This is a genomic window from Caulobacter sp. BK020, assembly GCF_004342605.1.
Taxonomy (GTDB): domain Bacteria; phylum Pseudomonadota; class Alphaproteobacteria; order Caulobacterales; family Caulobacteraceae; genus Caulobacter.
In genome coordinates, this window is sequence record NZ_SLZL01000006.1 from 177,303 (window position 1) to 199,758 (window position 22,456).

The 22,456-nt window shown below is 69.0% G+C and carries 20 protein-coding genes and 1 tRNA gene; 6 read left to right on the plus strand and 15 right to left on the minus strand.

All coding sequences use genetic code 11. The features are described from left to right. The first annotated feature begins 684 nt into the window (after window positions 1-684). Window positions 685-1,434, plus strand: coding sequence for a hypothetical protein (locus tag EV278_RS09600; protein ID WP_132089950.1), 750 nt, complete (start codon window positions 685-687; stop codon window positions 1,432-1,434). On the opposite strand, the gene EV278_RS09605 is transcribed toward EV278_RS09600, so the two are convergent. The 7 genes from EV278_RS09605 to EV278_RS09635 all read right to left on the minus strand — a co-directional run bounded on the left by EV278_RS09605 (window position 1,431) and on the right by EV278_RS09635 (window position 7,929). Continuing rightward, a complete protein-coding gene (locus tag EV278_RS09605; protein ID WP_132089953.1) occupies window positions 1,431-2,342 on the minus strand; it encodes an RDD family protein in 912 nt (303 codons plus the stop codon). The two genes, EV278_RS09600 and EV278_RS09605, sit on opposite strands and share 4 nt — an antisense overlap. Next, window positions 2,339-3,337: a stage II sporulation protein M gene (locus EV278_RS09610; protein ID WP_132089956.1), complete on the minus strand. Its 999-nt coding sequence runs from the start codon at window positions 3,335-3,337 to the stop codon at window positions 2,339-2,341. The genes EV278_RS09605 and EV278_RS09610 overlap by 4 nt, the downstream gene beginning before the upstream one ends. Beyond that, window positions 3,337-4,656, minus strand: a complete 1,320-nt coding sequence (locus tag EV278_RS09615) for a DUF58 domain-containing protein (protein WP_207905466.1) — start codon at window positions 4,654-4,656, stop codon at window positions 3,337-3,339. The genes EV278_RS09610 and EV278_RS09615 overlap by 1 nt, the downstream gene beginning before the upstream one ends. A 35-nt stretch (window positions 4,657-4,691) precedes the next feature. Continuing rightward, window positions 4,692-5,648 carry a MoxR family ATPase gene (locus tag EV278_RS09620; protein WP_132089959.1) on the minus strand — a complete coding sequence of 319 codons (957 nt, stop codon included), beginning with the start codon at window positions 5,646-5,648 and terminating at the stop codon, window positions 4,692-4,694. Next, window positions 5,635-6,948 (minus strand): hypothetical protein, encoded by a 1,314-nt coding sequence (locus EV278_RS09625; RefSeq protein WP_132089962.1) that lies wholly within the window; start codon window positions 6,946-6,948, stop codon window positions 5,635-5,637. The genes EV278_RS09620 and EV278_RS09625 overlap by 14 nt, the downstream gene beginning before the upstream one ends. Next, complete coding sequence (locus tag EV278_RS09630) at window positions 6,945-7,586, minus strand: DUF4129 domain-containing protein (RefSeq protein ID WP_207905467.1); 642 nt, start codon at window positions 7,584-7,586, stop codon at window positions 6,945-6,947. The genes EV278_RS09625 and EV278_RS09630 overlap by 4 nt, the downstream gene beginning before the upstream one ends. Before the next feature lie 268 nt (window positions 7,587-7,854). Continuing rightward, window positions 7,855-7,929: transfer RNA gene (locus tag EV278_RS09635), tRNA-Lys, on the minus strand. 126 nt (window positions 7,930-8,055) lie between these two features. Here EV278_RS09635 and EV278_RS09640 point away from each other — a divergent pair. Both EV278_RS09640 and EV278_RS09645 read left to right on the plus strand, forming a co-directional pair. Further along, window positions 8,056-8,799 carry a hypothetical protein gene (locus tag EV278_RS09640; RefSeq protein ID WP_132089968.1) on the plus strand — a complete coding sequence of 248 codons (744 nt, stop codon included), beginning with the start codon at window positions 8,056-8,058 and terminating at the stop codon, window positions 8,797-8,799. Window positions 8,800-8,969: 170 nt separating this feature from the next. Continuing rightward, window positions 8,970-9,602 carry a dihydrofolate reductase family protein gene (locus tag EV278_RS09645; RefSeq protein ID WP_132089971.1) on the plus strand — a complete coding sequence of 211 codons (633 nt, stop codon included), beginning with the start codon at window positions 8,970-8,972 and terminating at the stop codon, window positions 9,600-9,602. 3 nt (window positions 9,603-9,605) lie between these two features. Here EV278_RS09645 and tgt read toward each other — a convergent pair whose 3' ends face one another. Both tgt and queA read right to left on the minus strand, forming a co-directional pair. Beyond that, window positions 9,606-10,721 carry a tRNA guanosine(34) transglycosylase Tgt gene (gene tgt, locus EV278_RS09650; RefSeq protein ID WP_132089974.1) on the minus strand — a complete coding sequence of 372 codons (1,116 nt, stop codon included), beginning with the start codon at window positions 10,719-10,721 and terminating at the stop codon, window positions 9,606-9,608. Beyond that, window positions 10,721-11,839, minus strand: coding sequence for a tRNA preQ1(34) S-adenosylmethionine ribosyltransferase-isomerase QueA (queA, locus tag EV278_RS09655; RefSeq protein WP_132089976.1), 1,119 nt, complete (start codon window positions 11,837-11,839; stop codon window positions 10,721-10,723). Before queA ends, tgt begins: the two co-directional genes overlap by 1 nt. 129 nt (window positions 11,840-11,968) lie before the next feature. On the opposite strand from queA, the gene EV278_RS09660 reads away from it, so the two are divergent. Together EV278_RS09660 and EV278_RS09665 are read left to right on the plus strand one after the other, a co-directional pair. After that, a complete protein-coding gene (locus tag EV278_RS09660) occupies window positions 11,969-12,568 on the plus strand; it encodes a hypothetical protein (protein ID WP_132089979.1) in 600 nt (199 codons plus the stop codon). Window positions 12,569-12,609: 41 nt separating this feature from the next. Continuing rightward, entirely contained in the window at window positions 12,610-13,590 is a 981-nt protein-coding gene (locus tag EV278_RS09665; RefSeq protein WP_132089982.1) for an endonuclease/exonuclease/phosphatase family protein, read from the plus strand. Window positions 13,591-13,662: 72 nt separating this feature from the next. On the opposite strand, the gene EV278_RS09670 is transcribed toward EV278_RS09665, so the two are convergent. The 6 genes from EV278_RS09670 to gyrA all read right to left on the minus strand — a co-directional run bounded on the left by EV278_RS09670 (window position 13,663) and on the right by gyrA (window position 21,700). Then, window positions 13,663-14,130, minus strand: coding sequence for a peptidylprolyl isomerase (locus tag EV278_RS09670; RefSeq protein ID WP_035077308.1), 468 nt, complete (start codon window positions 14,128-14,130; stop codon window positions 13,663-13,665). Between the two features lie 114 nt (window positions 14,131-14,244). Next, a complete protein-coding gene (locus tag EV278_RS09675; RefSeq protein WP_132089985.1) occupies window positions 14,245-15,093 on the minus strand; it encodes a peptidylprolyl isomerase in 849 nt (282 codons plus the stop codon). Beyond that, window positions 15,094-15,909 carry a peptidylprolyl isomerase gene (locus EV278_RS09680; protein ID WP_132089988.1) on the minus strand — a complete coding sequence of 272 codons (816 nt, stop codon included), beginning with the start codon at window positions 15,907-15,909 and terminating at the stop codon, window positions 15,094-15,096. Window positions 15,910-16,119: 210 nt separating this feature from the next. Continuing rightward, window positions 16,120-18,087: a family 43 glycosylhydrolase gene (locus EV278_RS09685; RefSeq protein ID WP_243692144.1), complete on the minus strand. Its 1,968-nt coding sequence runs from the start codon at window positions 18,085-18,087 to the stop codon at window positions 16,120-16,122. 308 nt (window positions 18,088-18,395) lie between these two features. Further along, window positions 18,396-18,884, minus strand: a complete 489-nt coding sequence (gene coaD / locus EV278_RS09690; RefSeq protein ID WP_132089994.1) for a pantetheine-phosphate adenylyltransferase — start codon at window positions 18,882-18,884, stop codon at window positions 18,396-18,398. A gap of 47 nt (window positions 18,885-18,931) precedes the next feature. Beyond that, complete coding sequence (gene gyrA / locus EV278_RS09695) at window positions 18,932-21,700, minus strand: DNA gyrase subunit A (protein WP_132089997.1); 2,769 nt, start codon at window positions 21,698-21,700, stop codon at window positions 18,932-18,934. Window positions 21,701-21,822: 122 nt separating this feature from the next. On the opposite strand from gyrA, the gene EV278_RS09700 reads away from it, so the two are divergent. After that, the gene (locus EV278_RS09700; RefSeq protein ID WP_132090000.1) at window positions 21,823-22,359 is read left to right on the plus strand and encodes a superoxide dismutase family protein; all 537 of its coding nucleotides are present in this window, start codon (window positions 21,823-21,825) and stop codon (window positions 22,357-22,359) included. The last annotated feature ends 97 nt before the right edge of the window (window positions 22,360-22,456 follow it).

Below are 22,456 nucleotides of genomic sequence, written 5' to 3' on the forward strand. Positions count from 1 at the left end.
GGGGTCGTCGATCCGGGTTGTGGCCGTCTGCCGATCACGCCCCCTCCGTCGGCTTCGCCGACACCTCCCCCACGGGGGGAGGATCTTGCATGCAAGGCTTCGCGATCTCACGCAATCGCTCGCTGAGCTGATGGGAAGGGTGCGAAGCGCCCGGGCCTCGCCCGGAGCAGCTTTGATGTTGTTACCGTTTCGACGAAGTCAGGCGCTTCGCGTGGAGCCGTTATCCGAGAGCGTCCGGTAGGCAGCGGTTTTAGCGCTTAGCCGGTCTCATTCGCCCCCGACGGGCGGGCCAGGGCGGCGAGCCCTGGTCCCGGACCGTGCGAGTAACCCCCTCGCACCTGCTGGCCGCATCCGCCTATCCCGGGCGCCGAAGCTTCGTCGCGACTGAGGCGAACCTGCTGCGAACCGACCTGGGACGTCCCCGAAGGAACACGGCGGACAAGGCCTACCCGCTCGTCCACCCCCGAAAGCCGCATCGGTCGCCGTACGTGCGCCCTCCCCATGCTCTCAGGTGCAAGCAGTATGGGGCAGGCTGGAAACCCAAGGATCGGAAACGTGCGTTTTCCTCCAAGGCTTTGATCTTTTTCGATGTTGTTTCGATGATCGCGGGGATAGGCGCGCGAACCATGGACACTGGGTTCATCGCATGGCTGAATCGCGGCCTAGATTGGGGGCTTTCCAGACATGACCGACGCCGCAGTGCAAAGGGGCTTCGAAGCTGCGCGCGTGTTGAAGCACGCCACGACGATCTTCCGGCGCGACGCTTTCAAGATCCTGCTGTTTTCAGCGCTTTTCGTCGCCCTGCCCGACCGGGGCATGAACGCCCTGACCCGGGTCTTCAGCAGGCCCGAGACAGGCTACGCCGTTCCGAATACCTGGATCATGCTCTTAGTCAGCCTGCTGGTGTCCATGCTCGGCTCGGTCGCCTTGCAGGCCGCGATCTCTCGCAGCGCCCTGAGCAGGCTGGAAGGCCCTCACACGGCCGGCGCCGCGTCGTTCGGCGACCTCCGCGACTACCTGATGCTGCTGGCGCTCGGCGTCGTCACCAGCCTGGGAATCTTGGGAGGATTCGTCCTGCTGTTCATTCCCGGCGTCATCCTCTCCCTGGCGTGGATGGTGGTGGTTCCGGCCATGGTGACCGAACGCCTGGGCGTATGGAACGCGATCCGACGCAGCAACAGGCTGACGGGTGAGCGGCGCGGCGCGATCTTCGGACTGTCGCTGGCGGTCGGCCTGGTCTGGTTCGTCTTTGCCTGGCTTATCCAACTCGCCGCCAGCGCGGTCGGAAACCCCGTCGTCGACGCGATCGCGGAGCCGGCGATGCAGGCCCTGTTAAGCATCGTCAACGCGCTCCTCGCTGTCTCGGTCTATTACGAACTGCGCTGGAGCAAGGAAGGCACGCCGGCCGAAAGCCTGGCCGCGGTCTTCGCCTAACCCTTGTCGAACTTGTCCTTGCGGCGCTTGCCCAGCAGCAGTCGGGACTCCAGCCGGCCGCGCAGGCCGGCGTAATAGGCGGCCAGGAAGTCGCCGTTCGACTCGTCGGGCGCGGCGTTCCAGCCGATCTTCAGGCGGATACGGGCGGCGACCAGGGCGATGGTCTTGGTTTCATAGCGACGCAGCACGTCCTCCAGCACATGCAGCTCCTTGACCCCGTAGGCGTCCAGCTGGGCCATGGTGAACCGAAAGCGGTCCACGGCCGGTCGCGAGGTCTCCACCAGGTCGGGCGCCAGCTTACGGGTCGGGGCCTTGACCACCCAGGTGCCGGCCACCAGGTCGCCCACCCGCAGGCGGTCGCGGTTGAACAGCGGGAACAGCAGGAAGACCGCGCACCACAGCAGGCCGGCCAGACTGATCCACGCTCCCACCTGGTCGCCCTGCGTGGCCAGGAAGCTGAGCGGCAGGTAGAGCTCGATCTCGCGCATGGCGTTGCGGGCGAAGATGGCGTCGGCGGTCAGGCGGCCGCCGTTGCGGGCGGCCACGCGCAGGCCCATGGCCCGCTTGCCCGGCGTCGCCGCGCCCGGGGTCAGCTCGAACAGCACGAAATAAAGGTTGCGCAGCACGAAGAAGACCAGCACCGCCACCGTGCCGATCACCTCGCCGCCCTTGCCCTTCGAGCCGATCATCGCCAGTCCCGCCAGCAGGGCGAAGGCGATCAGCGTCCCGACCATGATCAGCAGGTCAATCAGCAGGGCCGCGGCGCGTTCGCCCGCGTCGCCCAGGCGCAGCTTCAGGTCGACGCCCTCCGGCGTGACCAGCGAGCGGGCCCGGCGATCGTCGCCGGCGTCCAGCTGCGCGATCGCCGCCGGCGCGGCGGCCTTGGCCTTCTTGCGGGCCGCTCTCATCGGGCGACGCTCCGGCGGCGGGGCAGGTAGAGATAGGCCGGCCAGGCGACCAGGGTGAGGAGGCCGATCCCGTAGCGGGCGAAGTCGTTCTGGATCACCTGGCGCCCGACGCCCTCCAGGATCCCGGCGCAGAACAGCATGACCACCACCCCGCCCATCAGGGTGGCCGCCTGGCGTCCCGCCTGGGTCATGGCCGCCGGGCGGGAAAGGTCGCCGGGGAAGGCCAGGGTCCAGCCGATCCGCAGGCCCGCCGCGCCCGCCAGGATCACGGCCGAGATCTCGGTCACCCCGTGGATCGCCAGCCAGCCGCCGGCCTCGAAGGCCAGCCCTTTCATGGCGAACGCCGCCAGGAAGGCCCCCAACATCGCGCCGTTATAGGCCATCAGCATCGAGGTCGGCAGGCAGAAGGCGAACCCCAGGGCGAAGGCGAAGATCGCCACGCCGGAATTGTGGGTGAACAGGAAGGCGGCGAACACCGACAGGCCCTTGTGCTCGCCGTGGTCGTAGAGCGTGGCCCGCATGGCCTCGACCGACGCCGTCGGTCCCCGACCGCCCGCCAGGTCGCCCGGCACGAAGGCGCTGAACCAGTCGGGGTCGTGCAGGGTCAGGAAATAGGCGGCCAACACCCCGACCACGGTCAGCAGGAGGCTGGCCAGGGTTTCGCGCCACAGCGCCTTGGCGGCGTCGGGCCAGGCATGGCCGAAGAAGCCGCCCAGTCGCTCGAGGAAGTTCGACCGCGTGCCGTAGACCAGGAAATAGGCCCGGGTGCTCAGGCTCTCCAGATAGTCGACCAGGCCCTGGTCCAGCGATGTGGCGCGGGCCACCGACAGCGACGACAGGGCCTGGCGGTACAGCACCGGCAGGACCAGCAGCTCTTCGTCGCTCAGCGCCTTGGCCGAGCCCTTGCCGACCCTGGTCAGCAGCTTCTCCAGCCGCCCCCAGTCGGCCTCGCGCTCGGCCCGGAAACGGTAGCTCTTCAGCTGCAGCTCGGCCATCAGAGCAGGTCCCGGCGCTTGAGGTCCAGATAGCTCGCCAGCAGGGCCGGCCCGACCTGGTCGGCCGGCGCCTCGACGATCTCCACGCCCATCCGGCGCAGGCGGGTCACCACCACGTCGCGCTCGCGCAGCAGCGAGGCGGCGACCACGGCCCGCGAGACGTCGTCGGCGGTCTCAGGCGCCTTGCGCTCGATCGCCTCCAGCTCCTCGTCGCGCATCATCACGAACAGCACCAGATGCTGGCGCAGCAGGCGGCTGACGTTCTCCAGCATCAGCTCGGCGCTGGTGCTGTCGGCGATGTCGGTGAACACCACGATCAGCGAGCGCCGCGACAGCTGGCCCGATAGCTGGGTCAGGCCCAGGGTATAGTTGGTCTCCTCGGTCGAATAGTCGATCCTGGCGGCCAGGCGCTGCAGGGCGCCGAAGGCGTTGGGACCCGAGGTGACGCCGCTGGAGACGTTGGGCCGGGCGTCGAAGCCGAACAGCCCGACCTTGTCGCCCATCTTCAGCCCCACATAGGCCAGCAGCAGGGTGGCGTTCAGGGCGTGGTCCAGGCGAGGCCGGCCCAGCAGCGACTGGCTCATCAGCCGACCGGTGTCGATGGCCGCGACGATGTGGTGGTTGCGCTCGACGTGGAATTCCTTGGCCAGCAACGCGCCGTGGCGGGCCGACTGCTTCCAGTCGATGGCCCGTCGGTTCATGCCGGGACGGAAGTCGGTTAGGGCGTGGAAATCGCTGCCGCCGCCCAGGTCCAGCTGCAGCCGATGGCCGACCGACGGATCGCGTGAGAACAGCCGCAGCGCCTCTTCCTTGACGCCGGCGATGTCGAGCGTGACCGGGATCACGCGTTCGAGGGCGTCGTCGCGCTGCTTCCAGGTCAGGCCCAGCGGGCCGCGCCAGCGGGCCGAGACACGGTGCACCCGCCCCTCCCCGCGCCGGACCGCAGTCAGGGTCAGCGGCAGGGCGGCCCGGCGTTCGTGGGTGCGGGCCCGGCCATGGGCGGGCTCGGCGGCGAGCCGGTCGTCCAGGTCGATGGCGAACTCCACGCTGCCCGGCGCGACACCGCGCGGGAACGAGGCCTGCAACAGGGCCGGCCTGGTCGCGCCGCTGGACAGCGAGCCGGGCGCGATCAGGCCGAGCTGCATCCGGCGCCGGCCAGGAGCCAGCAGGGCGTCGATGAACAACAGGGCCGCGACCAGGGCGATCCAGGCTGGCCCCACGAGCCACAGCCGGGCCGAGACGAGCGCCGCCGCCGCCAGGGCCAGGGGCGCGCCCAGGACCATCAGGAAGATCGCTCTCGCGGTCGGATAGATCCGCACGTCCCGCCCCTAGCCGATCCGGCTCGCGACGGGGCTCATCGCGGGGCCTCGACCTGGTCGACCAGGCCGCGGACCACGTCGTCGACCTTGCGGCCCTCGATCTCGGCGGCGGGCGACAGGATCACCCGGTGGCGCAGGGCCGGCAGGGCCAGGGCCTTGACGTCGTCGGGGATCACGTAGTCGCGGCCCTCCAGGGCGGCGCGGGCCCGGGCCGCCACCGCCAGCATGGCCGCGCAGCGCGGCGAGGCCCCGCCCGACAGCTCGCCCGTGTCGCGGGTGGCGCGCACGACGCCGACGATGTAGCGGACGATGTCGTCGGTCAGGCGCACCGAGGCCACCGCCGCCACCGCCTCGCCGATCGTGGCGGTGTCGCCGGCCGCCTCGACGCCGAACGCCTCGGGCGACGGCTGGCCAGTGCGGCCGCCGTGGCTGGCGACGATGGCGGTCTCCTCGGCGAGGCTCGGATAGGTCAGCACATGCTTGAACAGGAAGCGGTCCAGCTGGGCCTCGGGCAGCGGATAGGTGCCCTGCTGCTCCAGCGGGTTCTGGGTGGCCACCACCATGAAGCGGTCGCTCAGCGCATGGCGCTCGCCGTCCAGCGTGACGTTGCGTTCCTGCATGGCTTCCAGCAGGGCCGCCTGGGTCTTGGGCGGGGTGCGGTTGATCTCGTCGGCCAGCAACAGCTCGCAGAAGATCGGCCCCTTGACCAGGGTGAAGGCGCTGGTCTGGAAGTTGAACAGGTTGGCGCCCAGGATGTCGCCCGGCATCAGGTCGGGCGTGAACTGGATGCGGCCGAACTGCAGGTTCACCGCCTGGGCGAAGCACTGGGCCAGGAAGGTCTTGGCCGTGCCGGGCGGGCCTTCCAGCAGCACGTGTCCGCCGGCGAACAACGCCGTCAGCATCAGGTCGATGGTGTCGTTCTGGCCAACCACGGCCCTGGCGGTCTGCTCACGGATCCTGCCGGCGAGCGCCTGCACCTCAGCGACGTTCACGGGTCATCTCCAGTCTCCACTGATGCCATCGGACGGCGAGCTTCATCAGGTCGCCGAGGGAACGGACCGTCCGGGTTTCCTCGTCCAGGCGCGAGGCGCTGTCGGCCGCGCCGAAGCGCTGGCCCTGGCGGTCCAGAAAATCGATCAAGGCCTGGCCCTCCAGGCGCTGGCCGCCGTGCCGCAGGCCGCCCAGAGCGCGGACGGCCGCGGCGCGCTGCAGCTCGGCGTAGCGCGGGGCGAGGGCCGGCTCGCGGCGGGCCATGCGAATCAGGCCTGCGGAATTGTCGATCAGCGCCTCCTTGCCCAGCGCCAGGGCCCGCTCGCCCCGCCGCACGGCGCGGAAGCGAGCGGCGGCGTGCAGCCCCATCAGCAGGGCGGCGGCCACCAGGCACAGGGTCGCCCCGACGAACGGGGCCTCGAAGGCCAGTTTCAGGAGGCTCTGCGACCGCGAAAAGCCGTTGAGGGTGACGTCGAAGGCGATGGTCCGCCCCCGGTCCTGCCGGTAGGCGCTCCCGCCGCCGACGGAGTCGTCGCGCAGCGCCTGCAGGATCCGCACCCCGCCGCGCGCCGTGCGGACATCCTTCAGCCCCATGGTGTTCAGAAGGTCGGGATCGGCCAGGAAATAGGTCTCGGTCGGCAGGCGCCGAGCCAGGACGATCCGCCCCTTGGCGTCGGTCAGCACCGGCGCCAGGCCGGGACCGGACAGGGTTTGCAGGTTCTGGATGGGCCCGGTGTCGAACGCCAGCCCCTCGGCCGGACCGCCCGGCGCGCCGGTCAGCCTCTGCGGCGCGGCGCCCTTGTCGATCGTGGTCGAGGCCTTGGGAAGGCCGACCGCCTTGAGCAGGCCGGCCAGGTCCCTGGGCTCCACCGGCTCCAGGCCGCCCACCCAGCCCGGATGGCGCGGATCCAGCCCGCCCGTCCATTTGGGCAGCACCACCAGGGTCCGCGACGACAGCTGGGCCGCCTTGACGTAGGCGTCGCGCGACAGGCTGGATTCCGGCGTGAAGATGATCAGGGCGGGCTCCTCGCGACGCAGGTCGCGACGGCTGACGATCACCGGCTCGCTCAGGCCGCGCAGCAGCCGCACCATGCCGCCATAGCCGATGGCCGACTTCGACAGGGCGTGGGCCCGGCCGTTGTCGCCCGACTGCAGGTCCGGCGCATAGGTCGACAGCACCACGAAGGCCGAAAAGCCGAAGATCCCGGCCACGATCATGCCCAGCACGACCTTGGGCGAGAACAGCCCCTTGTCCCCCTCGCCCGGAACCGCCGTCCCCGGCGCGGCCTGCGCGTCGCTCATCGCCAGGCCTCGTTGAAGGCGAAGCCCTCATAGGCCTGGCGGCAGGCTGCGAATTCGTCGGCGCCGACGGGCCGCCCGCCGAAGAAGCTGCGCTCCACCACCCGGGCGATCTGGCTGAAGGTGCGGCGCACCCGTTCCGGCACGCCGTCCAGCTGGGCGATGTCGCGGCTGGTCAGGGCCGGCTTGATCAGGTCCGGCCGCTTGCCCTCGATATCCTCGATGCTGCGGAACAGGATCAGGTGCACCGCCTCGGCGAAGCGGCCGGCGGCCGCCAGGCGGTCGGCGTCCTCCAGCAGGGTCCGGGCCCTGGCGGCGCTGGGCCGCCAGGCCTCGTCGCCCAGGACGGGTCCCTTGTGCGGTTTCAGCGACGGCCAGCGCGTGGCGATCAGCTCTCGCCCCAGGAAATACAGGATGACCGCCGCCCCCAGGATCAGGCAGCCCCAGAACACATAGGTCAGGTAAGGCGCGGCCGCCGCCAGGGCCTTGCCGACCGCCAGCAGCCAGTCGGGAACGTCCGGCGGCTTGGGCGCGGCGGTCGGCTGGAACTGCAGGTCCTTGCCGCGCAGCAGGGCGTCGTGGGCGCGCGCGAAGGCGTCCGACGCGCCGTCGAAGCCCGGCGACGCCGCGTTGCGATCCACACCAGCCCCCGCCGCCAAACGCCGACTCCGTCTTGCCCCGACGACACTGCTAGACGATTCAACTTTCAGTGTCGCCTACAACTCGCGCGCCCCGCGCCTCGGGCCGCCGCCCTTCCTCCCGGTCCGGAGAACCGATTCGACGCAGGCGCCGGATCGAAGCAACCGACGTGAGCGCCCCGGTTCTACCCGCCCTCGGCCCGCGCCCAGGGCAAGCCGCGACCCGAACCGCCGAAGCGGTGGATTTTAACCAATCATTTCAAGGAAGGTTTGGTGGGCCGGCTGGGATTCGAACCCAGGACCATTCGATTAAAAGTCGAATGCTCTACCACTGAGCTACCGGCCCGCATCGACACGGCGGGAGGCCGGTGGAAGCGGCGCGGACCATAGTCGGGGGCCGCCCGGCTCGCAAGCATGCTTTCGTGCGCGCAGGGAGATGACGAACGCCGCATCCTGGCGTTAGGTTGGCCGCATGCGCAGTCTGGTGCTTCTCGCGATCGTCGTTCCCCTGCTGGCCGCCTGCGCGTCCAAGTCGGAGCCCCCGCCGCAGAAGATCCAGACGACCTCGGACGCCAACAAGGACGGCATCACGGGCGCGGCCGGGGCGCCGCTGCGTGACATGAACCTGCTGCGCACCAAGATTCCGCCGGTTCTGCTGGAGGCGATGGCCGATCCCTACGCCCGCCCGCCCGGCAAGAAAGTCAGCTGCGACGTCCTGATCTCAATGGTCGCCCCGCTGGACCTGGCGCTGGGCGAGGACGTCGACCGCCGTCCGCCCGAGGATGACGAAGATCTGATGGACCGCGGCAAGCGGATGGCCGGCTCGGCGGCGTTCGGCGCCATGGCCAGCGCCGCCCAGGACCTGATCCCGATGCGCGGCTGGGTCCGCAAGCTGAGCGGCGCCGAAAAGCATGACAAGCTGGTGCAGAGCGCCATGGCGTCAGGCGCGATCCGCCGCGCCTATCTGAAGGGGCTGGGCGAGGCGCGCGGCTGCGACCCGCCGGCCACGCCCCAGCACCTGGCCAAGCCCGCCGCGCCGATCGTCGAAAGGCGCTTCCCCTGGCAGAAGGACGAGCCGGCGGCCGAGACCCCGGTGGTCGAAGCGCCCGCGCCGGCCGTGCCGACGGTCGAGGCGCCGGCCGCGGACACGGCGCCCGAGCAACCAGCGCCTCCGCCCGCCAAGAAGAAGAAAAAACCGTTCTACAAGGTCTGGTAGCCGGCTTGACCAGCCTCGACCGCCAGAGAGCCATGGAAGCCTTCAGCGGCCGGAACTTGCGGCCGATGTTTTCGGAAAGAGCTTTCGGCGCCGCTGAAATATGATCGCCGGCTGTCGGGAGTCGTCGATCCGGCCCGTCCTCGCTCCAGGACCAGCAAGAGGAGGAAGCCATGAGGGACCTGATCCTGAAGATGACCATGTCGGTCGACGGTTTCGTCAGCGACCTGGAGGGCGCCAACCGGTGGATGTTCGGCGCCCACCCGGAGCCCAAGGCCTGGGGCGTGGACTATATCTGGGACGCCAGCCTGCACATCATGGGCGGCCGCAGCTTCCAGACCATGGCCCCCTACTGGCAAACCTCCGCCGACCCGTTCGCCGCGCCGATGAACCAGATTCCCAAGGCGGTCTTCTCGCGCCAGGGACCGGCGATCCTGGAGACCGCGACCACGACGGCCGCGCTCGACGTCGCCCGGGCTCGGGCGGGGGCCGAACAAGCCGTGGCGCTGCAGCCCGGCGCGGAGAGCTGGGCCCAGGCCTATGTGGCGAGCGGCGACCTGGCGGAGGAGATCGCGGCCCTGAAGGCCCAGGACGGCAAGCCGATCATCGCCCACGGCGGCGCCAGCTTCGCCCGCAGCCTGGTCGCCCAAGGGCTGGTCGACCAGTTCGCCCTGCTCGTCGCCCCGATGGCGCTGGGCAAGGGCCGGCCGCTATTCTCCGACCTGGCCGCGCCGAGGCCTCTGAAGCTGATCAGTTCGAAAGCGTTCCCCGGCGGCGCGGTGGCGCAGATCTACCGGCCGGTGTGATCCTTATGCGCCCTGCTGCCGCGCCGCGAAGTCCCGCCGGAACTGTTCGAACCGGCCCTCGGCGATCGCGTTTCGCATGGCCGCCGTCAGGGCCTGGAAGAAGGCGATGTTGTGCCAGGAGAGCAGCACCTGGCCCAGGATCTCCTCGGCCTTGAACAGGTGGCGCAGATAGGCCTTGGAATAGTCGCGGCTGGCCGGGCAGTCGCTAGTGGGATCCAGCGGATCCTCATCCTCGGCGTAGCGGGCGTTCTTGATGTTGATCGCCCCGTCCCAGGTCCAGGCCTGGCCGTGGCGCCCCGAGCGGGTAGGCAGCACGCAGTCGAACATGTCGACGCCCCGCCAGACCGCCTCGACTAGGTCGATCGGCTTGCCTACGCCCATCAGGTAGCGCGGCCGGTCGGCCGGCAGCATGGCCGGGGCGTAGTCCAGCACCTCGCACATCGCCTCATGCCCCTCGCCGACGGCGAGGCCGCCCAGGGCGTAGCCGTCGAAGCCGATCTCCTGCAGCCGATCCGACGACTCCTGGCGCAGGTTGCGGAAGGTCGAGCCCTGCTGGATGCCGAACAGGGCCTGGGTGTCGCGGGTCCCGAACGCGGCCTTCGAGCGCTTGCCCCAGCGGGCCGACAGCTCCATGCCCTGGCGCGCCCTGGCCTCCTCGGCCGGCCAGGCCACGCACTCGTCCAGCTGCATGACGATGTCGCTGCCCAGCAGGTCGGCCTGGATCTCCATCGACCGCTCGGGGCTCAGCACGTGCTTGGAGCCGTCGATGTGGCTGGAGAAGGTGACGGCCTCCTCGGTGACCTTGCTGATCCCCGACAGGCTCATCACCTGGAAGCCGCCGCTGTCGGTCAGGATCGGCCTGTCCCAGCGCATGAACCTGTGAAGACCGCCCAGGCGCTTCACCCGCTCGGCCGTCGGCCGCAGCATCAGGTGGTAGGTGTTGCCCAGGATAATGTCGGCGCCCGTGGCCTTGACCTGGTCGACGGTCATCGCCTTGACCGTCGCCGCCGTGCCCACCGGCATGAAGGCCGGCGTGCGGATGTCGCCGCGCGGCGTCTTCAGCACGCCCGTGCGCGCCGCGCCGTCGGTGGCTTTGATCTCGAAGGGAAAGGCGACCATCAGGCTTGCTCAGGATCGGCGCGGAACAGCAGGGATCCGTCGCCATAGGAATAGAAGCGATAGCCGGTGGCGATCGCGTGCGCGTAGGCCGCCTTCATCGTCGCCTGGCCGGCGAAGGCGCTGACCAGCATGAACAGGGTCGACTTGGGCAGGTGGAAATTGGTCATCAGCACGTCGGCGGCGCGGAAGCGGTAGCCGGGGGTGATGAAGATCGCCGTCTCGTCGGCGAACGGCTTGATCACCCCGTCCTGGCCCGTGGCGCTTTCGAGCAGGCGCAGGCTCGTGGTGCCGACGCAGACGACCCGGCCGCCAGCGGCGCGGACCGCGTTCAGGGCGTCGGCGACCGCGGCGGGAACCTCGCCGAACTCGGCGTGCATCCGGTGCTCGGCGATGACGTCGGTCTTGACCGGCAGGAAGGTGCCCGCGCCGACGTGCAGGGTGACGAAGTGCAGGGACACGCCTCGCGCCTTCAGCCGCTCCATCAGGTCGGGGGTGAAGTGCAGGCCGGCGGTCGGGGCGGCCACCGAGCCGTCCTCGCGGGCGTAGACGGTCTGGTAATCGGCGCGGTCGCGATCGTCCTCGGCCCGCTTGGCGGCGATATAGGGCGGCAGCGGCATCTCGCCGTGGGCGGCCACGGCCAGATCCAGGTCGACGCCGGCGAAGTCGAAGGCCAGCTCGATCTCGCCGCCCTCGTGCTTGGCGGCCACGGTGGCGTCCAGCAGGCCGGCCAGGCCGGCGCGGTCTGCATCGTGACCGAACGCGATGCGGTCGCCGACCTTCAGCCGCTTGCCTGGACGCATGAAGGCGATCCAGCGATCGGGCGCCACCCGCCGGTGCAGGGTGGCCTCGACGGCCACCGGCGATCCGTCGCCCCCGCCGGTCTCGCGACCCGCGCGCAGGCCCATCAGCCGGGCCGGGATCACGCGGGTGTCGTTGAAGACCAGGGCGTCGCCGGGCCGCAGGAAATCCGGCAGCTCGCGCACGATCCGGTCTTCCAGACCCCCGGCCCCCTGGGCGCCCGGCCTGACCACCAGCAGCCGCGCGGAATCCCGCGGCTCGGCCGGCCGCAGGGCGATCGCCTCGTCGGGCAGGTGGAAATCGAAGTCGGACAGGCGCATGGGGCGGCTTCAAGGCCACGGCGGGACGCCAAGGTCAAGCGCCGAGACGCGGCTGGACCTGGTCAAGCTTCGATGGACAAACCGCCTCTTCGGTCGCCATCCTGCTTCCGACACCTTCAAGGGAGAAACATGACGGTCACCGATCTCCGCCTGCCGGTCCTGCTGGCCTGCCTGGCGCTCGCCGCCTGCAAGCCGGCGACCGAGGTCAAGACGCCCGAAGCCGCGCCCGCGCCGTCGACCGCCCCGGCGGCGGCTCCGGCCGCGCCCGTGACCTTCTCGCACGACCCGAAGCTGGACAGCCGGGGCTTCTACCTCACGGACGCCGTCGTACAGTCCGGCAATCTCAAACTGGCCTCGCTGAACATCGGCCAAGCCGATGACTTCGCCGATTGGGAGGCGGGCAAGCGCCCAGCGGCCTATGCGCCGATCTTCATGGCGTTCGACGACCTCGCCAGTCCGACGGCCGAGGACGAGCTGGGTCGCGCCTATCACACGGTGTCGATCCGGGTGATGCCCACCGCCTATCGCGTGGACGGCCAGGAGGTCAGCTTCCATGGCGTCGATCCGAACCTTGGCCAGGTGACCTTCACCGGCGCCTTCGATCTCAAGGCGCTGAAGGCCGCCAAGGCCGCCGGGCCCGGCGAACCCAAGCCCGTCCTGACAGGCGTGCTGCACGTCGGCGACCACCAATTTCGCAATATCGTCTTCCGGTACTTTGGCGGCGATTAAGCCCCGCGCGAACGTCATGCGAGCGTGCTAAGGGCCAGCGGATGCGCCTGATCCTCCACCTCGCCAACCTGTTCCTGCGCGGCACCGCGCTGATGCTGGGCCTGGTCGGCGCGGTCGCAGGCCTGGCTTGCCTGGGCGGCGCGTTCAGCGACTGGCTCGACGTCCTGACCCACGCCGCCCCGCTATGGATGGCCTGCAGCCTCCTGGGTCTGGCCTTGGCCCTGTTGGCGTCCCGCGACGACGAGCGGCGGGCGCTGGCGGGCGTTGCGGCCCTGGGGATCGCCGCTCTCGTCGTGCTGATGGCTCCCGAACTGCTGTCGACGCTTCGGCCGCCCGAGAAACCCGCCAAGGGCGCCGCCACCCTGAAACTGGTTCAGTTCAACCTGTGGGCCGAGAACGACGCGCCGCCGGAAACCGCGGCCTGGATCCTGAAGCAGAACGCCGACGTGGTGATCACCGAGGAGTCCGGCGGCAACGCCTGGCGCGTTCTGCGCACGCTGAAGACCGCCTATCCGTACAGCACCAAGTGCTACGCCAAATACGGCTGCGACACCCGAATCCACAGCCGGTGGCCGATCGTCGACGAACATGATTTCTATGGGGACGGCGAAAGCCTCGTCGCGACGCGGGCGACGCTGCGGGTTCCGGGCGGCGACGTCACGGTGGTAGGCGCCCACTTCGTCTGGCCGATCCCAGCTGGCCGCTGGCAGGCGCAGAGCCGGCTGCTGGCGAGCAAGATCGCGCCCTTCCCGAAAGACAGCCTGATCGTGACCGGCGACTTCAACGCCACGCCCTGGTCGTGGAGCTTGCGCCGGCAGGACAAGGCCTTGGGACTGGAGCGTCGCACCCACGCCCTGGCCACCTGGCCGACCGGCCAGTTCATCCGTATCGCCACGGCCCCGTTCCCGGTCCTGCCGATCGACCAGGTCTATGCCGGCACGGCCTGGAAGACGGTCAAGGTCGAGCGCGGCCCCAGCCTGGGCTCGGACCATCGGCCGGTGGTGGCGATCTTCACCCGCTGAAGACCGGCTGGCGAGCGCCCAGCAAAAAGGCCCCGGTTTCCCGGGGCCTTTTCCGTTCCGAAGGCGCGGCGCTTAAGCGTCGGCGGCGATCTTGGCGCTGAGGATCTTGCCCGGATTGCGCGGCGGCTCGCCGGTCGGCAGCGAGTCGACGTTCTCCATGCCTTCGACCACCTGGCCCCAGACGGTGTACTGGTTGTCCAGGAAGGTGGCGTCGTCGAACACGATGAAGAACTGGCTGTTGGCCGAGTTCGGATCGGGCGTGCGGGCCATCGAGCAGACGCCGCGCACGTGCGGCTCCTTGGAGAACTCGGCCTTGATGTCCGGCTTGGCCGAACCGCCGCGGCCGGTGCCGGTGGGGTCGCCGCCCTGGGCCATGAAGCCCGGGATCACGCGGTGGAAGACGACGCCGTCATAAAAGCCTTCGCGGACCAGCTCCTTGATGCGGTCCACGTGGCCGGGGGCCAGGTCGGGACGCATCTTGATCGTGACCGGGCCGGTCTCAAGCGTCAGGATCAGGGTGTTTTCGAGGTCGGCCGACATGGTCATCCCTTGAGGATTGGAGGAGTCGCAAGGCTTCTAGCCCGCTTTCAGCAAGCGGGAAACCGCCCGGTTGCATCCCGAACGCGGATCAATTGCTACAGCCAAGCCTAGGGCCTAGCGGACGTCGACCGCCAGATCGAGGTCGCAGACCGAGAAATCCGCGCCGCGAGCCGCGCGCTTGCGGGCGATCTCGCCCTTGAACCAGTAGCTGGCCGGGTCGACAACCCGCACCGTCGGGCGCTCGTTCGCCGGGATGTCGGCCAGCAGCCGCACCTTGATCATCCGGTCCTGCGGCTTCTCGACCGGCTCGCCGGTCTTGATCGCCCGCACCACGTCCAGCCCGACCAGCACCCGGCCAAAGGCGGTGTAGCGCTTGTCCAGCGACGGATAGGGCTGGCGCATCAGGAAGAACTGGCTGTTGGCCGAGTCGACGCCCTCGTCCCGAGCCTCGCCGACCACGCCGGGACAGTAGGTCCCCCAGGCCGAGACCTTCCTGTCCGAGGTCATCTCGGACCAGCTCCAGGCCTGGCTGACCACCGGCAGCGACTTCAGCAGGCCCACCTCGGCGCCGGCCGGGGCGGCGGCGGCCACGAATGGGGTGGAGGCGTCGCGCCGGAAGGTGAACTCGGCCTTGAGGTTGGGCTTTTTCGTGCCGCCCTCGCCCGTGTCGTCCGGATCGCCGGTCTGGGCCATGAAGCGGTCGATCACCCGGAAGAAGGTTCGGCCGTCATAGACCCCCTCGCGGGTCAGCTCCTGGAAGCGCGCCACGTGGCCGGGAGCGACCTCGGGAATCAGCTCAAGGATCACCCGGCCCTTGCTGGTGTCGATCACCACCACGTCCTCGGCCGCCGGCGTCCGCCAGTCCGCCGCCTTGGGAGGCGCGACCTTCGGCGCGGCCTGGGCTCCCTCGACCGCGACGAGGCTGGAGAGAACGGCGAGCGAGGCGAGCAGGGTTCGGATCATCTATTTCACCTGCACCGGAACATCGACGTCGCAAGGCCCGAAGGCGCCGCCCATGCTGGCGCGCTTCTTCTCGACCAGGGCCGCGAAGGCCGCCGAGCGGGTGTCCATCACCTGGATGGTCGGGCGTTGGGCGGCCGGCATGTCGGACAGCACGCGGACGGTCAGCATCTTGTCCTGCGGATCGGGAACCGGCTCGCCGGTCTTGATCGCCCGGATCGCCTCGATGCCGGTCAGGGCGCGGCCGAAGGGGGTGTAGGTCTTTTCCAGCGACGGGTAGTGCTGGCGCATGAAGAAGAACTGGCTGTTGGCGCTGTCGGGGTCGCCTGCCCGGGCCATGCCCAGCACGCCGGGACAGAAGGCGCCCCAGGCGGCCACCTTGCCGTCGGCGGTCATGGCCGCCAGGGCGCTGTTCTGGCTGTAGACCGGCAGCGCGCCGACGAAACCCATCTCGGTGGTTCCCGACTTGCCGGCCGGCGCGTAGCCGGGACCACGGCGGAACAGGAACTCGGCCGCCAGGTTCGGCTGGTCCGAGCCGCCGGTGCCGTCGTTCTTGGGATCGCCGGTCTGGGCCATGAAGCTGTCGATGACCCGGAAGAAGGTCAGACCGTCATAGAAATGGGCCTTGGCCAGCTGGCGCACCCGCGCCACGTGGTTGGGCGCGGTCTCGGGCGACAGCTCGACGATGATCCGGCCCTTGTTGGTGTCGACCACCAGGATGTTCTCAGGATCGGGCGTCCGCCAATCGGAAGCCTGCTGGGCGCTGGCGGCCGAGGCCGCGGTGAGCGCCAGGATGGCGGCGATGGACGCAAGCTTCATGGAGATCCCCGATAGAACTGACCCGACGGCGTAGAACGCCGCCGCGCGGACGACAAGTGGCGCTGCGTTAGAGCGGAGAATTCCGGCGAGTTTCCGGCGCACGACTTGGAGTCTCCGCATGGGTCGTCGCTGTCGCGTTCAACTCGCTGGGTGCGTGATGATGCGTTGCGCCGGTGAGCCTCCCCCCGGGATTGGGTGGCACCACTCTGTCTATTGCGACCAGATGAAGCGCGCGCCGTCGCTGTTGTCCGGCATGGGGCCAGGACTGTCGGCCCGGATATCGCCGGTCTTCGGATCGATGCGCAGAAAGCGGTTGGTGGCCAATGACATCAGCACCAGTTCGCCCGTCGGCGTTTCAATCCACTGGAAGTTCTGCGCCGCGCCCGACCGGCCGGCCACGAGCGTCACCGCTCCATCCGCGCCGACCGTGACATAGCGCCCGCCCGATCGCAGGGCGACGCGGCCCAGCCGGCGATCGACGACCTCGAACGGCGTCGGAACATCCGCAGCAAGGCCCCAGCGCCCGGCCGCCAGTCCGGTCGTCGCATGGAAAGACGTCAGCTGGATCGGTCGGCCATAGGGGATGGGTCGCATCAGGCCGTGGGTATGCGGCTGACGGACGTCGATGCTGTCGAAATCGGCGAAACCGCCGTCGGCGCCGGTCGTGTTGTAGTTGAACAATCCGTAGCGAACGCCCTGGAAGGTGAAGAGCTGGTAGAACAGTTCGACCGCGTCGCCGATCGGGGTGAAGGCGGCGCCGTCGAATGAATAGCTGAAGCGCGCCCGCTCGGTCAGAAAGTCGCAGTCAGCCCGGAGCCAGACGCGCGTCCCGGTCATCTTCACCCGCACCGACTTGTCGGGGCGCTGGTCATAAAGGACCAGGTCGAGCCCGTCAGCGCGCCTTTCGACGCCCAAGGTCGCATAGGGCAGATTGAGCAGGCCCAGGCCGGCCGTGTCGCCCGGCTTCAGGTTCGACGCGTCGAGCAGGACGGTCGGCGTCGACATCGGCCCGATCGCCCGCTGCGTCAGGGTGTTGCGCGCGTCATAGAACGAGGTCGCCGGCAGGGCGTGAAGCCGCAGGAAGCCCGGCCGTTCCGACAACGACCACTTGCCGTCGACCGGGACATGGTTCCACTGCCACAGGGGCTGAAGCTGCGGCGCGGAGAAATCGTCGCTGCGCCGGAAGGGCGTACGCACGGGCTGCGGCGTGGCGGTCTTCGGCTTCACCCAGGTCCGCGGGGTGCGCGTCAGGTTGCCCGGCAAGCCGAAATAGGGCCAGCCGTCCTTCCAGGTGACCGGGGACAGGCTGAGCAGGCGCCCGACGGAATTGAAATCCATCATCGAAAAGCCCCACCATTCGCCCGCGGGCGTCTGGATGACGCCCCCCTGGTGCAGCGCCAGGCCATGTTTGGCGGCGGGGTCGGGCTCCGAGAACTTGAACGGCGGCTTGGGCGAACCCGTGCGCCTGCTCGAGGCCATGCCGAAGTCTTCGTGCAGGCTGATCGCCCGATTGACCTCATACGGCCCCAGCACATGATCCGCCCGCGCCGCCGGCATTCTGAAGCCGCCGGCATATTCGGCGCTGATGATGTAGTACTTGCCGTCGATCTTGTAGAAATGGGCGCCCTCGCCCATGCCGGCGTCGTCGGCGAACAGGACGCGTTCGGTGCCCGCAACGATGTCGGTCAGGTCGTCCGTCAGCTGGGCCAGGCGCATCCCTTGGTGACCCCAGACGACATAGGCCTTGCCGTCGTCGTCGAACAACACGGACAGGTCGTGAAAGCTGCGCTTCATCGGCGTCCGCGTCCACGGTCCCTTCGGATCGGTGGCCGTGAACATCTGGGTCGTCTGGTGGTTGACGTTCGAGAAGATGTAGAACTTGCCGTCGTGGTAGCGGAAGGACGGCGCCCAAATACCCTGACCATAGATATTCTGGCCGTCCTCCAGTCGGTAGGCCGGGCCAAGGTCGAGCTTGTCCAGGGCGTAGGCGACGAATTCCCAGTTCACCAGGTCCTTCGAGCGCAGGATCGGCAGGCCCGGCATGGCGTGCATGGTGGTGCCGGTGAGGTAAAACCAGTCGCCGACGCGGATCAGGTCCGGATCTGAGAATTCGTCATAGAACAAGGGGTTGGTGAAGGTGCCGTCGCCATTGTCCGGTGTCCAGGTCGCGGTCGACAAGGCTTTGGACGCGGCCGGACCGTCCCGATCCTGCGCGGACGCGGGCGCCGCGCTTAGGATCAGCGTCAAGGCCGCCAGCCCGGATAAGACCATGCCGGGCGATTTCGATCCGAGCCGCATGACGCTTCCCCTTTTTCGCCTTGCTACCGCACCTTTGGCGGTGCTCACAAGACGTGGCGTCATTTTTGTCAGACAATTACCGCCACAACCAGCGCTTAGCTATTTCCAACCGCCAAGCGGACCTGGTTGATCGTCGAGACGGATCCTAGCGGCCCACCGCGCCCGCATGACCCAGCCGCGCCGAGCCCCTACTTCGCCAGCTTGCCCAGCAACTGCTCGGCCACGCCCGGCGGCACGAACTTGTGGACGTCGCCGCCCAGGGCCGCGATCTCCTTGACCAGGCGCGAGGCGATGGCCTGGTGGCGGGGGTCGGCCATCAGGAACACGGTCTCGATCTCGCGGTCGAGCTGCTGGTTCATGGCCGTCATCTGGAATTCGTATTCGAAGTCGGCCACGGCCCGCAGGCCGCGCACGATCATCTGGGCCTCGACTTCGCGGGCGAAATGCATCAGCAGGCTGTCGAACGGCCGGACCTCGATCTCGGCGATCTTGGTCAGGTGGGCGGTTTCGCGCCGCACCATCTCCACCCGTTCGTCCAGCGTGAACAGCGGCCCCTTGCCGATGTTCACCGCCACCCCGATCACCAGCCTGTCGACCAGCTTGACCGCTCGACCGATGATGTCGAGGTGGCCGTTGGTGACCGGGTCGAAGGTGCCCGGGTAGAGACCGATCCGCATGCTTTTCCCTCACCCGGGCTTGAGCCCTGGCCCCTTGATGGGCACGCTTACGAGGTCTCGTCCGCCCCGTTTTCGTCGCCCGTGTTGTCGTCTCCGCCGGTTTCGGCCAGGCGCTCGACGCTGACGACGTGCTCGTCGGCGGCGGTGCGGAAGATGGTTACGCCTTGAGTATTCCGCGCCGCAACACGAATTTGCGAGACCGGCACGCGGATCATCTGGCCGGCGTCGGTGACCAGCAGGATCTGGTCGCCCTCCTCGACCGGGAACGAGCCGACCAGCCTGCCGCCGCGCTTGCTGAGGTCCTGGGCCGTCAGGCCCTGGCCGCCGCGGCCGGTGCGGCGGTAGTCATAGGCGCTGGTGCGCTTGCCGAAGCCTTCCGACGAGACGGTCAACAGGATTTCCTCGGCGGCGCCCAGCTCGGCGATGCGCTCGGGGGTCAGGCTGGCCTCGCCGCCGTCTTCCTCGCCCTCTTCCGCTACGGCCGGAGCCTCGTCGCCTTCCTCGCCCAGGGCCCGGGCAAGGGCGCGCTGGTGCTTGAGATAGGCGGCGCGTTCGGCCGGGGTGGCGTCGACATTGCGCAGCACGCTCATCGAGATGACGCTGTCGCCTTCGGCCAGGCGTACGCCGCGCACGCCGGTGGAGTCGCGGCTGGCGAACACCCGCACCTCGTCGGCCGAGAAGCGGATGCAGCGGCCCGAGGCTGTGTTGAGCAGGATGTCCTTGCTGCTGTCGCAGACGGCGACGCCGACGATGCCGTCGCCCTCGTCCAGCTTCATGGCGATCTTGCCGTTGCGGCGCACGTCCACGAAGTCCGACAGCTTGTTGCGGCGTACGCTGCCCGAGCGGGTGGCGAACATCACGTCCAGGGCGTTCCAGGTGGCCTCGTCCTCCGGCAGGGCCAGGATCGAGGTGATGGTCTCGCCCGGCTCGATCGGCAGCAGGTTGACGAACGCCTTGCCCCGGCTGTTGGCGACGCCCAGCGGCAGGCGCCAGACCTTCATCTTGTAGACCTTGCCGCCCGAGGTGAAGAACAGCAGCGGAGCATGGGTCGAGGCCGAGAACACGCGGGTGACGGCGTCCTCGTTCTTGGTGGCCATGCCGGCCTTGCCCTTGCCGCCCCGGTGCTGGGTGCGATAGGCGGCCAGCGGCGTGCGCTTGACGTAGCCGCCCAGGGTGACGGTGATGACCATCTCCTCGCGGACGATCAGGTCCTCGTCCTCGACGTCGGCGTCGCCATCGACGATCTGGCAGCGGCGGGGGATGGCGAACTTGTCGCGCACCTCGACCAGCTCCTCGCGGACCACGGCCATGATGTTGGCGCGGTCCGACAGCAGGTCCAGATAGCCCTTGATGGCCTCGGCCAGGGCGGCGGCCTCGTTGCCGATCTCGTCGCGGCCCAGGCCCGTCAGGCGCGACAGGGTCAGGGCCAGGATGGCGCGGGCCTGCTCGTCGGTCAGGCGGATGAAGCCGCCGTCTTCCTGCACGGTGCGCGGGTCGGCGATCAGTTCGACCAGCGGCAGCATGTCGCCGGCCGGCCAGGACTTGGCCACCAGCCGCTCGCGGGCCTCGGTCGGATCCTTGGACGAGCGGATGATGTGGATGAACTCGTCGATATTGGCGACGGCGATGGTCAGGCCGACCAGGACGTGGCCGCGGTCGCGCGCCTTGCCCAGCTCGAACTTGGTCCGCCGGACCACCACCTCTTCGCGGAACTGGACGAACAGCTCGATCAGCTGGCGCAGGCCCATCTGCTCGGGCCGGCCGCGGTTCAGGGCCAGCATGTTGACGCCGAACGAGGTCTGCAGCGCCGTGAAGCGGTAGAGCTGGTTGAGGATCACCTCGCCCGAGGCGTCGCGCTTCAGCTCGACGACGATGCGCATGCCGTCGCGGTTGCTCTCGTCGCGGATGTCGGACACGCCCTCGATCCGCTTGTCGCGGACCATTTCGGCGATGTACTCGACCAGATTGGCCTTGTTCACCTGATAGGGAATGGCCGTGATCACGATGGCCTCGCGGCCGCTGCGGATCTCCTCGACGGTGGCCAGGCCCCGCATCACCACCGAGCCGCGGCCGGTCAGCAGCGCCTGGCGCGGACCGGCCCGGCCGATGATCTCGCCGCCGGTCGGGAAGTCGGGGCCCGGCACCAGGTCCAGCAGCTGGTCGGTGGTGCAGTCCGGCTGGTCGATCATCAGCAGGCAGGCGTCGATCACCTCGCCCAGATTGTGCGGCGGGATGTTGGTGGCCATGCCGACGGCGATGCCGCCCGCGCCGTTGACCAGCAGGTTGGGGATCCGCGACGGCAGGACGACGGGTTCCTGCTCCTTGCCGTCGTAATTGTCCTGGAAGTCGACCGTATCCTTGTCGAGGTCGGCCAGCAGCGACATGGCCGGCGGCGCCATGCGGCACTCGGTGTAGCGCATGGCCGCGGGCATATCGCCGTCGACCGAGCCGAAATTGCCCTGGCCGTCGATCAGCACCAGCCCCATCGAGAATGACTGGGTCATCCGCACCAGGGTGAAATAGATCGAGGCGTCGCCGTGCGGGTGGTACTTACCCATCACGTCGCCGACCACGCGGGCCGACTTGACGTAAGGCCGCTCCGGCGTCTGGCCCTGCTCGTGCATCGAGAACAGCACCCGGCGGTGCACCGGCTTGAGGCCGTCGCGCGCGTCCGGCAGGGCGCGGCTGACGATCACGCTCATCGCATAGTCGAGATACGAGCGGCGCAGCTCGTCCTCGATATTGATGGGGGAAACGTCCCCGCGAGCGCCCGGCGAGGCCGGGGACCCGGGGATGGTGTTTTGATCGTCGCTCAAGGGAATTTTTCGCCGTCAGAATCGAACACGGAACCGTCAAAAACAGTTAGCATTCCCCTCGCCAAGACGCCACCTTCGCGGCCTCGATCCCCCAATCCCTTGGGCTTTTCCGGGAGTTTCAGATGCGCCAGACCTCGCTTGTCTCCGCCCTCGCCGTGTCCTTCGGCTTGATCGCCGCGGCGACCGCCGCCCCCGTCTCGATCGCCCAGGCCGCCACCGCCGAGCTGAAGGGCGCCGACGGCAAGGCGATCGGAACCGCCACCCTGACCGAGGCGCCGCACGGCGTGCTGCTGCGCATCGAGGCCAAGGGCCTGACGCCGGGCTGGCACGGCCTGCACTTCCACGAGAAGGGCGATTGCGGCGCGCCGGACTTCAAGTCGGCCGGGGCCCACGTCCACACCACGACCGCCGTCGTCCATGGCCTTTTGAACCCGGACGGCAACGACAACGGCGACCTGCCCAACCTGTTCGCCGCCGCTGACGGCTCGGCGACCGCGGAACTTTTCTCGCCCCTGGTGTCGCTGAACGGCGCCGGCGGCCGCCCCGCCCTGCTCGACGCCGACGGCTCGTCGATCGTGATCCACGCCAGCCCCGACGATTACAAGACCCAGCCGATCGGCGGCGCCGGCGCCCGGGTGGCGTGCGGGGTGGTGAAGTAGCGTAGCGCTGTCTGCCTGACCCTCTGGTTTAGGACCAGAGGGTCAGATTTTGATCCGCTCATCCCGGCGAACGCCGGGATGAGCGGATTTAGGATGA